Below are 12,349 nucleotides of genomic sequence, written 5' to 3' on the forward strand. Positions count from 1 at the left end.
TTTCCTAGTGGAGATTTGACACGTCGTGAGAAACGGTGGCTCGTTCGATCACCACTGCGCCTGCGACCGGAGTTCCCGATGCACGGATCAGGTCGACGGCATGTTTGATATCGCGTACACGGCTGATGTCTCGATGGACGGAAAAGACAATGGTATCGACATGCGGTGCGACGTAACTGACGTCGGCCGAGGTTAAGACGGGGCAACCATCGATAATCACAACATCAGCCATGGATGCTAATTCACGAAAGAACATTGGCACCGCTTTATTGCGTCCGAGTGCTTGCAGCGAATTGCGGCAACACTCCCCAGCGGGCAAGACCGATAGGCCGTCGATGGATGTCGGTTGGATAGACGCCTTCAAATCCTGTTCGCCACGAAGCACTTCACAGACACCGGGCGAAAGGTCGACCGAATAGAGTCGATGAGCGACAGGGTGACGCAAATCGAGATCCACCAAAATAACGGTCCGACCCATCGAGGCGATGTTGCGAGCCAATTGGCTAGCCAATGTGGTTTTGCCTTCGCCTCGATTTGCGCTGGTGACCAACGCCAAATGCTGTCCACTTTCATTTTGATAGCGATTGACCAAGCGATTAGCAATTCGCTTTATCGATTCGGTGAGCGTCGCTTGCCAATAGAGCGAGCGTTTGTTTCTCGGATTACGTAGATTGCGAATGACGGTTGGTGGAATCACCGGCAACGTGCCGATGATGTCTAATCCAGTCCGTGATGTCAGCAAGGCAGAACTATTGACCCGCTGTTTCGACAGATCCAACAAGACGAGCGAGACAAGCGGCAGTGCCAGGGCAGCTATGCCAGAAACCCCAGCCAAGCCGACGCGTTTTGTAAATTCGGCTGGCTCCAAGTCTTCGGCATTTCGAAGCACCTCAACTCGTGGCCGCGAACGCAATTCAACCTTTAGCTCTTCGCGTTGCTGTGCCACATTGGCCATGACTGCGTCGAGTTGTTGGATCTCACTGCGCATCATTTCGACGTCGATCGACTTATTACCGACTTTCTCGAACTCCTCGCGTAGTGTCTGCTCTTGAACCGCGATTCGCTCTTCTAAATCGGCGAGGACTTCAAGCTCCGCTTTGACTTCGAGAAGTCGTCGGTTTTTAGCGACCAGATCGAGTCGCGACTGCTCGCGTCTACGCAGTGGTTCGAGAGCTCCGAGTTCCTCTTTGATCATTTGGCGACGAGCGACCAGTTCTTCTTCAATTCGTTCATTAACCCGTTCATAAGGGGAATCGTGTTTCGTTTTGAAAGCAGATTCTGCTTCCGCGTCCAAACGCAAAGTCGTTAACTTGTCACGAAGGAGTGACAAGTAGACCGAGTCGTTCAGTAGAGCGGACTCAATTTCGTCGCTACTGACCACATAGGTTTCGGATGTCTCATCGGTCGCGACGCCCGCTGAGGTTGCTTCGGCAGCTGCGACGTTTGCTTTCGCGTTCTCGATGGCCATTTGCAATGACTTTTCTTCACTATCGAGACTCCAGTGGCGAGATTGCAATTCAATCAATTGACGTCGGAACGAGCCGAGTTCTTGAACCAAGAATTGTTGACGAATCGAGAGCGTTTCGGAATCGCCGGTACCCAACTGCTCAGCCAACGACTTTAGTTCGTTTCGTTTCCGCCGAATTTCGGCCTGTTTCTCCTCGAGCACCCTTTCAATCCCGTCGAGACGTCGCTGCCGACTATCGCGTTCTCGGTTGACCACCTCCACCATGTAGGCCTCCACCGTTGCATTGACGAGGTTAACGGGGTCCGCATTTTGAGGTGCGACAATGGAAACGTTCATGATCTCCGTTTGCGGAGGAATTGAGACCGAAAGGTTTCGCAACATCCAATCAACAGGCCTGTCTTGATCACGAATGACGCTCGAAGTGCTCAAACGCGGGTCTCGTAGTGCAGCGGTCAGAACCATCCGACTTCGAACAAGTTCTTTCTGAGTGCCTTGGAAGATCTCGAAGTCGTCGATATCGCGTCGATCGAACACCAAATTGTTTTCTGTAGCAGATAGTTGTAACAATGCGGACGCCCGAAAGACGGGTTTCTGCGTCATGAAGACGCCCACCGCCAAGGCAACCGATAACGGTAACCCGATCAGAAACCCCATCCAACCGCGTCGGCGGATGGCATGCAGTAAATCCAATGGCTGGAACTCCGAACCACTTTGTGCAGCGATCACCGTTCCACGATGACCACTGACGATCGTAGGTGGGGAAGGGATAACGCCGCGATCTTCAGGAGAAGAAATCATGAAAAAGTCCTGTCCGTTCTGGCATCACAGGCTGGAAACCTAGGCCACAGTGTGGGCGGTGAAATCGGCATCGCCGAACTGGAGCGGTACATCCGTAGGCTGTGGAATCAAAATCGCTTGGGTTAGTCGCACCACTGCCCAAACCATCGCGGTAGCAAGCGGTAGCATCAGGAACCCAAAAAAGTCGTGGAAGACCGCCTCAGCAAACTCGGCATCGGAATATTGATACAGCAGTCCCGTGGCGACGATCCGAATGACGTTGGACAAGATTGCCGCAGGTATCGCTGCTAAAATCACCACGATCCGCTCGGGGACCCCCTTGACCACCATCGCAGCACAAACACTGACCGCCATAAACAGGACCGTAGACCGCAAACCCGAACACGCTTCCTCGACGCCAAGCTCGGTGTTCGTTAAAACGATCACGTTGCCGAACGAGGCAGCAGGAACCCCAAAAACTTGAAGCAGAAACGTGCTCGCTACCGTGGCAACACGTTGTAACGCAAGGTTCCCCCAACTCGACATAAAATCCGGTAAAGGAATCATCAGCAGAAGCACGACTAGCGACGGCCAAAGCCACCCAATGACCTCTTTACCACCGAGAAACAGTAAGATCCCGGCCAAGCAAACAGGAATAGAAAGTGGCGTTAGCAACGGATCGGTCATATACGCAGAGACGCACTGCATTGCAATCGCAAGTCCAATCAATGCCAACCCCCAAACGCTTCCTTGGACCCGCTTCCAATCCACCATGTTGCGTCTGCGGTATGACAGGTAAACGGCAAAGGGGATGACGAGAAAGCCATGGATATAATCAGGATCTTGCCACCACTGTGTCGCCAACCGGAGCAACTCCGAAGAATAGGTCCACAAGATGGTGATGGCGATCGGTAGAAACCATAGCGCAGGCTTCCACAGCGAGCGGATGGCTGATGGAACAGAGCCCAATTGGGTTGTCTCTTGCATGAAAAACTTACGAAAGAGCAGAGTCAAAAATCGATTTGCTAAGTGAGTCGAAGCGTTCAAAGGATCGCTGTCGTATCGTCTATTTACGTAGCTTCGCTATCCTCGGTGACAGCCTCACTTTTCCAGATTGGCATCGTCCCGAGGTTCAGATGGCGTCGTTTTGGTTACTCGACGAAGGCAATTGTAGAAGCGCAAAATTGGATGAAAACCGCTTTCACACGGTATTAACCTTGCGGGAACCTACCGCTAACAAAAACACACAGAGGGCACCTTGTAGCCGTTAATGACGGACTATGATGCATAGCGAGCTATTAAGCGACTTGTGTTTTCTTCATAACCGTATGCAATGACGTCGCATCGCGTAGCGCGATCGAGAACAGAACGATCGCTTCCGAGCTATCGTTGCCACATTCCGTCGTTCACCACGATGAAAGGGTCAACCCTTTGATATCGCCAGAAAAGAAAGCACACGATCGATGAGGGCTATTCGACCAAGGTTCGGCGCTGATCGATCGCGTCGGCCGGGATATCTGCGGCAGACAATGCAGAGACGATCGCTTGTTCGGCTTGGGCGGTAGCTGAGAAAGTACGAGCAATGCGAACCTTAATTCCAGCTCCGTCGCCGGACGCGTTCTTCGCAGCTTCGACCAATTGTTCGATCGTCGATGTCTCTCGCATCCACTGGTCGCCGTGTTTGCTCGTCGCGACCAAATACTCGTCTCCATCCACGACAATGTCGACGACGGGGATCGGTTCGAAGTTCGGCTCTTCAAGCTGGATGGCCTCGACCCCCACCAGCGCTTCGGTGTCAAGGTTTCCGATGCCCACCGGTGCCTCTTCTGTGTTCGTCGCTTCTGTGTTTTGATCGTTCGTCGGATCATTCGTCGACGGATCGTTCATTCCAGGCGGATTAAAGTTGAGTAGTCCCATCATGCTGAGCGCAACAAAGACGACTGCCGAGGCTGCGGCAAGCGGGACAACTTTCACGCTTCGAGGGATTAGACTCCGCTTTTTATTTGGCATCTTCGGGCTCCCCGGCTAATGGTTTGGTTGAGTCGTTCTCGGTTGGATCATGCAATGGTGTAACCATCAAGTCACGATTCGGGTCGGTGATCGCACCGATCACAGCATATTCAAAACGAGTTCGTTCACTCGAGTCGTCTGCGAGCCACTCGATTGCCTTGGGCATTCCATCGAGCACGGGCTGAAAGTTTCCTGCGATCGCTCGAGGACTGTAGGACACCAAAATGACGACCAAGCCCTTGGGCTGAGGCAGTTGCAAGTAGGCGGCTCGGAGTTGGCGAATGAACTCTTCGGCACGCTCGTTTTGTGAGCGTGCCTCCAAGCGAAAACTCTGTGATTGTTCGGGGCGATTGCCGGCATCAAGTTCGATGTCTCCCCGGTCCGATATGTGCAGCGTCCATATTTCCGCCCGTTTGAGAAGCTCGTCATAGCCTGCGTAAAACCTCAGCAATTCGGTGCTGTCGATGCTTTGCAGCGACGCTGCGGTCGCGACCGCTTCCCGCAGCGTGTCGGACGATTCAGGCGGCGATAATTCCGTTTGCATCACATTCGGATCGATCTGGAAACGCTCTCTCAACCACGTCTCTAGCAATGCATGACGCCGATTCGCTTCTTCCGCTATAACGACCGCTTGCATTTGTGATGTGCGAAGTTGTTCATTCTCATTGATTAAACGTTGGCGTGTCTGGGCAAGCTCGGAAGCGATCTTTAAGTATTCGTTCTCGATCTCTTCACGAGTCTCAGCGATCTTTTCTTGAGAGCGAATTTGGGTCAGATTGTCGATCCGCTTAAAGTCCATGTACTGGGCGAAAACGATGATCAAAAGCAGATCCATCAGCGACGTTAACTGGAATCGAATCGAGGTCGAACGAAGGAAATCGAATGGACGCTTCACATCGACTCCTTCGCCACTTTCGAATGAGAGAGTGTCGGATCACTTGTTCGCACGTCGGAAGCAATCAGGTCGCGTTTCACCTCCGTAACCAATTGGCGAACATCGCGGCGGTTTTCCAGCAGCCTCGTGAATAGCGTTTCACAGAAGCTGTTGACAATCATGAGCACGATCGCTGTGGCCAAGCCAGCGAACGTACTGTCGATTGCCAATCCAAATCGCTCGACGATTGTCCCGACGGCTGCCGACGCATCACCCGCTGGCTCTCGCATCGCCAACCACAAAGCAAAGATGGTGCCGAGGACTCCTAGTAAGGGATAGACTTCGATCCCTGAACGAGCGACGTTCCAGGCGGTCTCAAAGCGATAGGAATCGAGGTAGTCGCGTTTCTCGTCGAGCAGACTGATTCGGTTGGTAAGCGTTTTGCGGTCGCTTGGATCTTGGACGGCTTCACGCACATCTTCGACGAAAGCATCCACTTGGTCTGTCAGATGGCCTCGCCAATCGAGCCGACTACGGCGAGACAGCCCGTCTGTAAAACGAGCCAACAAATCGGCCAAAGAGCGAAGGTCACGTCCGGCAGTGAACCGTAAAACGGCAAACACGAACAGATGCAAGACGCCGAAAATCAAGATCAACGGCGTAAACCAAGTCGTGGCGAATTCGAGCAGCATGCTTGTCACAATCAGTGCTCGCAAATGTTCTCAGGGGCTGTCGTGAAACCTTCGGAGGTTTCATTGAACTTGCCCTTTGTGTCCAGGAAGGCGATCAATTCATCAGCGGTCATGTCCTGTTTCGAACACGTGTGATAGCGCGTTTGTTCGCCAAATTTCTCAACAATCTCTGCTCGCAAACTCTCCTTGGTGTAGCGTTTTCCCGACTCGACCATCATCTGCATGATATCGTGGCCGTGAACCGATTCATTCGCAACCACTTCCAAAGGTCGTGCCGAATCACTCATCTTTTGTTCCTGGAGGTTTAAGTTTTTTTCGTAACGTGACGTCGCCACCCTACTTTGCCACAATGCCGCGAAATTCCATCACACGGGGGGGATGACTGAGTGTAGAACCGAATTCGCTCGGTTTTACACAGAATACCGTCACTTGATGTCATCGGCTACTGCGACTGCGGTACTCAAACGGTTATCAATCAATTTCGCTTTTAGCGGCTTTGCGGCAATGACGCTCAGCTCTCGGGGCTGAAAGCGTCCACCGATTGGCTCGGTCCAACTATTGATCCCAGATCGAAGACGCTTTCCGCTCGGAGAGTCGATGGACAATCGAGGCGATAATTGGAGAAAGGTTTCCGCATCGTTGGCACTGGCCATCGGTTTGCGGTATATTTCCAAGCGACTATATTTCCAAGCGACGAAGCGTCTTCTTTCACTTTTCCTCATTCATCCAACTTTGATAGGAGTGCCATGACAGCGGTGCGACCTGTTTTTTCCCTCGACGATCACGCTATGGATGAACTGTGTGGACAGCTTTCGGCCGCTGCCCAACGCTGGAAAAATGTCGGCGATTGGCCTGCGGAATCGCTCGCTGCCTGTGCGAACGCTGGCGTGATTCGTTGGTTCATGCCCTCGCAGTGGGGCGGCTTGGGATGGAATGAAGTCGACCAGACGAACGGATATTTGCGGCTATCCGAAGTCGATTTGACGACCACCTTCATCATCACCCAATTGATGGGCGCCGTTCGCCGCATCGCGGGAAGTGAGAATCAGCAACCGGCCGACCGTTGGCTCAAGAAACTCATCTCTGGTGAAGCATTTGCAACCGTGGGGGTTAGTCATCTTACAACGAGTCGTCAACACCTCGTCAAGCCAGTTTTGCGGGCTGAAAAAACCAAAGATGGATTTTGTTTGGATGGAATGGCACCTTGGGTTACCGGAGCTCCGCACGCGGATGTTTATGTTGTTGGGGCGACGATGGATGATGGACAACAGATCCTGGCTGCCATCCCCCGGTCGGCGACAGGCGTGAATCCCCATTCCGGTGCCGAATTGATGGCATTGACGGCTAGTTGCACGGATCGTTTGGAATTCGACCGGGTGATGATCGACGAATCGATGCTGCTTGCTGGCCCCGTCGAGAATGTGATGAAGTCAGGTACAGGCGGAAGCACTGGAGGGCTACAAACGTCAACGTTGGCCGTCGGGCTCACGCGAGCCGCCGTCGATTATCTTGTCCGTGAAGCCGAGCAGCGAAAGGACCTCAAGGCGGCAGCCACTGAATTGCAATCGTCACTTCGAAGTCTTGAAGCGGAGCTATTGAGGGCCGTTGGTGGTGATGCGAATTGTGACGTTGCCGATATCCGAGGTCGCGCAAATCGATTGGTGCTCAACTCAACTCAAGCCGCCTTGATGGCAGCCAAGGGCGCAGGCTATTTGTCGGGTCACCCGGTCAATCGATGGTGCCGTGAAGCATTGTTCTTCCTCGTTTGGAGTTGTCCTCGGCCAATCGCTGACGCGCACCTCTGTGAATTAGCAGGCATCGCTTAGCCGTGAAGGTTACTGGGCATCTCGATGGTTGCCACAACGTTTTCAGCGGACACCCCGAATGGTAATGACTCTTTCCAAAACGCTCGTCGATCGCTTCTCGGCCCACTTTCCAGCCGCGGTCTCCTGTCCACCAGTCTCCTGTCCCCCCCAGGAGGAATTGAAGGCCGAGGATGGATTGATTGGTTTCTTTCAGAATTTTCGGCCCGACGGCAGTGGGCTTCATTCGCTGTTCGAAAAGATGCCATCGGGCGAACAAACCCATACGGCAAATCGACTGCTTGATCGATTGGAATTGCTGTTTCGATTCGCGGGAGACCCGGAGCGGCCCGAGGGGGGACGAGATGCCTATTTTATTGTCCGAAATCCTGAGCCGATCCAACCGCAGCGAGTCGAACAACTTGGCGAACAATGGCTGGGCAATTTGCATCAGTTGGCATTGCAAGCAGGTGCAACCGAACTCCGTGATAGGCTGGCGCCGATTCCGTCGATTCGGGTGCTAGAGGGGATCGCACCGAAGCACCCCCGCAACGATTCCGAAAAAGCGGAACTGCTGATGCAGCTTCGCGATACCGGCCCGAACTTGACCTCTCGATTCGATCACGACGACTCGTCGATCCGTACACTCCAGGGGGCTTATTACTATATCGCCTGTGATTGGATGCTTCGCGACTACTTGATGTGGCCTCTATTCGAAGACAAAATAAGGCTGGGTGATACGTTTGAGCCCTACTTTCAATTGTGGAGGCACGGGATCAAGTACCGCATCTTTTCGGACGAGCGAGCCGAACTGTACATGCCCAGGCATTGAGGGCGAAAGCGATGAAATTCACCACGAGCAAAACGGGTTCCCAGGCTTCTGCCTGCCGAGAGGTCGTCCGGCGTTTCATTCCAGCTGAGTCAACAACTTAACCACCTCCACCGAGCGAAGCTTGGGGGAGGTCGAACGCGGCGTTAAGCCGCCGTTCGGGAGGGGGCCTCCACGATGTGCTTCGTGCAAGCGCTCCGCGGGCCTCCTCCCTCGCGAACGCCTAAAGGGCGTCGCTCGGCCTACCCCGACTGCGCCGTGAGAGGTACAACACAAGAATAAACGATTGTGAAACAAGCACTTAAAAGTCGGGCGACCTGCCGCGTGAGGTTGTCTCGAGAAAGTAGCCTCGGGGCGAGTCTTTTTTCGTGGCGCCGATCGAGAGAGGTCGGTTTCGCTGCTTTCGCCATGCTACTGTTATCAGGCTGCGTTCAAACGGTTTACGAGGTCGAATTGACTCCCCAAGGCGATTCGATCGACCGATCCTTAACGGTGTGGGTTGAGGATAGCAGCGAACCTCCACAAAACACTTCGCCATCGGAAGAGATCGTCAAACGTCTCGATACGGTTTACGCCGACCATGAACATCAAAAGGACGGTAATAAGGTTGTCTATCGAGGCAGCTTTGTTGGCGAAATGCCGCAAGATATCGGCGGAAGTGGCGAGTATCAACGTTACGAATCGCCCTTTGGTGAATTGTTTGTCTATCGTGAACGCTTCGGCGCGGACGTTGACCTTGTAACTCCGTTGAAGCAGCGACAAGCGGGTATCGATCGATTTGTTGATTTGATTGCCGATTGGATGGCATCCGAAATCGATGACCCGCAAATGAATCAAAGGGTTGATGAGCTGCTGCGATTCGAAGTCCGCAACGACCTGCAGAATCTCGGCCTGTATTTATGGACCTTTCAAGCAACCTCTCGATTGGAAACAACCGAGAATGGCGATGACTTGATGGCCTACGTCGCAAACTACTTGATTGAACGAGAGTACATCACGCTCGAAGATCTGCCGTCGCTTGCCCGCTTGATGGTGGTGGGGGACGCTTCGAAAATGGCTGATGCCGCTTTGCGATTATTTGCTACAAAACTCGGAGTCGAACCGTCAGCACCGATACCTGAATCACTCCATTTTCTGAAGGACAGATCGGCTGCGAAAGCATCGCTTGATGCTTATCTTCGCACGACAGAAATCTACCGACAGAAATTGGCAGAGTGGAAAAAAAACGTGGCCATGGATTCAGCGGAAGCGGATCAAAAAGAGCCGAACCCGTTTGACGTTCTGTCAGAATCAATAATGGTCGACGACTATTTGAATGCATACGCACCGGATGATTGGGTCCGGGTGCTACTGCATTGTGGATCGGAACCGATCGAAACCAATGGAAAATGGGACGACCAAAACAAGACCGTTAAGTGGGAAGATTCAATCGTCCAGCCACCCTTGCCGATGCTCGTTTACGCCGTTTGGGTCGAGCCGAACGACGACAATCAGAAGAATGCCTTTGGTGGAATAAAGCTAGGCGGCGCCGAACTGAGAACTTACGTGGTTTGCTATCAGGCAATGACACCCGAGGAGCGATCGAAATGGGACGGTTTGATGGAGCGGCTTAAGTCGGAAACGAAGGCTGCCCTTTTCCAAACCGAATTTGACGCCACCTTTGCGGATCCTGCTGCGTTACCGTCACGGCTTTGTGAGATGGTGTTGGATGTTTTGAATTCGAAGACGTAGGCTGGGGGGCAAGCCACGATAGCGGTGCGGACGCGGCAAGCGACGCAGAAGAATGTTTGCAATTTGGTTAGCATGTGGATGCTGGGTCTTCCCGTTGGTCGGTCCCGTTTGCAGTGGACGCTCCCGCCAGCGCCGCTACCCGCGTTGTGCTTTTCTCTGCTTTGCGGTTCTAATGGCTTCCCTATTTGAAATGACTGTTTTTTGGAGCCTGTTCCTTGAGTGACCCATTTTTTGAGCCGTATGACCGGGATGATATCGCTTACGGCGAAAAGCCTTCTGGTAGCTTGGCGGCCTACCTGAATCAAGTGAAAGGGGGCGGGAAAGCACTCGACTTAGGCGCAGGCGCTGGTCGCGATTCGATTGCACTGGCTATCGCGGGCTATCAAGTGCTAGCGGTCGACTTGAGTGCTCGAGGATTAGAGCGTATTGCCCAGCGTGCGGAGCGGGCAGGAGTTCTCAAGCGTGTTGAGACGCTCGCTAGCGACGTACGAAAGATCGATCTTCCGCCGAATACATATGACGCGATTGTCGCCACGACGGTCTTGGATCACATCCCTTTGGCCGACTCTCAAGCGTTGTGGAAGCGGATGACCGAAGCGTTAACCGATCGAGGCGTCCTGTATGTCCAGGTCCACACGACGGAAGATCCTGGTAGCGATCAGCTGCCAGGCAGGTTGAGTGACGCACCGGTAAGCGAGACGGCGGCGGAAGTCATCAATTACTTTTCACCGAACCAATTAGCGTCCTGGGCGGCTGATCCTGATCGGCGGCTAAGAATTTTACGGTACGAAGAACGTTTGGAATGGGATTACACGCACGGTCCCGAACATCTGCATGGCAAAGCGGTTTTGTTGGCCGTGCGCAGCGGATTGTTCCCCAACTGGTACGGCCAACCCGCTGCGTTCCCCAAGCAGGAATAACCACCGGCGGACTCTCGCCCTTTTGCTACAATTTCATTTCAAAATTTGTCTACCGTACATCTCCATTACCAACGATTGAATGACCAACCCTTTAAGCCATACAATGCAACCTTTTGACATAACCGGGCGGATGCGAGTCGTCTTTGGCGAAGGATCGATTCGTCGGGTCGGCGAATTGGCAGCTGAACTTGGTGCGCGGTCGGTGATGATTGTCAGCGATCCGGGCTTGATTGAAGCAGGCCATTTTGATGTGGCAAAAGAGTCATTGCAGCAGCAGGGCATTCGCGTTGAATCGTTTCACGATTTTTCGGACAATCCAACTTCCGACATGGTCGACGCAGGTGTTCGGCGCGCTGCGGAAGTAAAGCCGGATTTGCTTGTCGGGCTTGGGGGTGGCAGTAGCATGGATTGTTGTAAAGGAATCAATTTTGTGTACTGCTGTGGCGGCACGATTCACGATTACCGAGGTGTGGGAAAAGCGACGACCGAATTGTTGCCCATGATCGCGATACCAACGACATCAGGGACCGGCAGTGAAGCTCAATCCTTCGCTTTGATCAGTGATGCAAAGACTCATGAAAAAATGCCATGCGGTGACCCTCGTGCGGCTTGCAAGATCGCAATCCTTGATCCAAATCTAACCTTGACCCAACCGACCGGCGTGACCTCCTTAACCGGAATCGACGCCATCTCCCACGCGATCGAAACCTATGTCACGCGAAGGCGAAATCCGATGTCGGTGACGTATTCCAAGCGAGCGTTTGAATTGCTCTCGAGTGGTTTTTCTAAGGTGCTTTTGGAACCCCAAAATCTTGCCGCTCGAACTCAAATGCAGTTGGGTGCCCACTTTGCAGGGATGGCGATCGAGAGGTCCATGTTGGGTGCTGCCCACGCGGTCGCCAATCCGTTGACAGCGCGATTTAACATCATTCACGGCCAAGCGGTAGGGATGATGTTGCCAGCTGTGATACGAATGAATGCACCGGTGGTGGGCTCCCTCTATGCCGAACTTTTGCAAGCCTCTGGTATCACCGCGTCCCCTGAAAATGCGGCTGATCGATTGGCTTGCCGCGTTACGGATTGGCTGATCGAAGCAGGAATGGCCACCAAACTGAGCGATTTATCCATTCCAACCGAGACGTTTGATAGGCTCACCGGCGATGCTCTCACTCAATGGACGGGCACGTTTAACCCGGTTCCGCTCCGCCACGACAATGTGCTAGGGCTCTATCAGTCAAGCCTGTAG

Annotated in this window: 12 protein-coding genes; 5 read left to right on the forward strand and 7 right to left on the reverse strand. The window is 53.2% G+C overall.

The features are described from left to right. Positions 1-4 precede the first annotated feature (4 nt). From Q31b_RS13100 to Q31b_RS13130, 7 genes are all read right to left on the reverse strand, one after another. A complete protein-coding gene (locus tag Q31b_RS13100) occupies positions 5-2,266 on the reverse strand; it encodes an exopolysaccharide transport family protein (protein ID WP_146600149.1) in 2,262 nt (753 codons plus the stop codon). A 39-nt stretch (positions 2,267-2,305) separates the two neighbouring features. After that, positions 2,306-3,232, reverse strand: a complete 927-nt coding sequence (locus Q31b_RS13105; protein WP_146600150.1) for an exosortase/archaeosortase family protein — start codon at positions 3,230-3,232, stop codon at positions 2,306-2,308. A 483-nt stretch (positions 3,233-3,715) separates the two neighbouring features. Next, on the reverse strand, positions 3,716-4,255 hold the full coding sequence (locus Q31b_RS13110) for a hypothetical protein (protein WP_146600151.1): 540 nt from the start codon (positions 4,253-4,255) through the stop codon (positions 3,716-3,718). Further along, on the reverse strand, positions 4,245-5,150 hold the full coding sequence (locus Q31b_RS13115) for a hypothetical protein (RefSeq protein WP_146600152.1): 906 nt from the start codon (positions 5,148-5,150) through the stop codon (positions 4,245-4,247). The genes Q31b_RS13110 and Q31b_RS13115 overlap by 11 nt, the downstream gene beginning before the upstream one ends. Further along, positions 5,147-5,821, reverse strand: a complete 675-nt coding sequence (locus Q31b_RS13120) for a MotA/TolQ/ExbB proton channel family protein (protein ID WP_231617587.1) — start codon at positions 5,819-5,821, stop codon at positions 5,147-5,149. Before Q31b_RS13120 ends, Q31b_RS13115 begins: the two co-directional genes overlap by 4 nt. A gap of 11 nt (positions 5,822-5,832) precedes the next feature. Further along, the gene (locus tag Q31b_RS13125) at positions 5,833-6,108 is read right to left on the reverse strand and encodes a YecH family metal-binding protein (protein WP_146600154.1); all 276 of its coding nucleotides are present in this window, start codon (positions 6,106-6,108) and stop codon (positions 5,833-5,835) included. 138 nt (positions 6,109-6,246) lie between these two features. Continuing rightward, entirely contained in the window at positions 6,247-6,543 is a 297-nt protein-coding gene (locus Q31b_RS13130; RefSeq protein WP_146600155.1) for a hypothetical protein, read from the reverse strand. A gap of 66 nt (positions 6,544-6,609) precedes the next feature. Here Q31b_RS13130 and Q31b_RS13135 point away from each other — a divergent pair, with 66 nt between their 5' ends. The 5 genes from Q31b_RS13135 (at position 6,610) to Q31b_RS13160 (ending at position 12,349) form a co-directional block, all read left to right on the forward strand. After that, the gene (locus tag Q31b_RS13135) at positions 6,610-7,647 is read left to right on the forward strand and encodes an acyl-CoA dehydrogenase family protein (RefSeq protein ID WP_231617541.1); all 1,038 of its coding nucleotides are present in this window, start codon (positions 6,610-6,612) and stop codon (positions 7,645-7,647) included. Between the two features lie 64 nt (positions 7,648-7,711). After that, positions 7,712-8,455, forward strand: a complete 744-nt coding sequence (locus Q31b_RS13140; protein ID WP_146600157.1) for an apolipoprotein acyltransferase — start codon at positions 7,712-7,714, stop codon at positions 8,453-8,455. 405 nt (positions 8,456-8,860) lie between these two features. Continuing rightward, positions 8,861-10,183, forward strand: a complete 1,323-nt coding sequence (locus Q31b_RS13150) for a hypothetical protein (protein WP_146600159.1) — start codon at positions 8,861-8,863, stop codon at positions 10,181-10,183. Positions 10,184-10,398: 215 nt separating this feature from the next. Continuing rightward, positions 10,399-11,103, forward strand: a complete 705-nt coding sequence (locus tag Q31b_RS13155) for a class I SAM-dependent methyltransferase (protein WP_231617542.1) — start codon at positions 10,399-10,401, stop codon at positions 11,101-11,103. A gap of 79 nt (positions 11,104-11,182) precedes the next feature. Further along, positions 11,183-12,349: an iron-containing alcohol dehydrogenase gene (locus Q31b_RS13160; protein WP_231617543.1), complete on the forward strand. Its 1,167-nt coding sequence runs from the start codon at positions 11,183-11,185 to the stop codon at positions 12,347-12,349.

Source organism: Novipirellula aureliae (assembly GCF_007860185.1).
Taxonomy (GTDB): Bacteria; Planctomycetota; Planctomycetia; order Pirellulales; family Pirellulaceae; genus Novipirellula_A; species Novipirellula_A aureliae.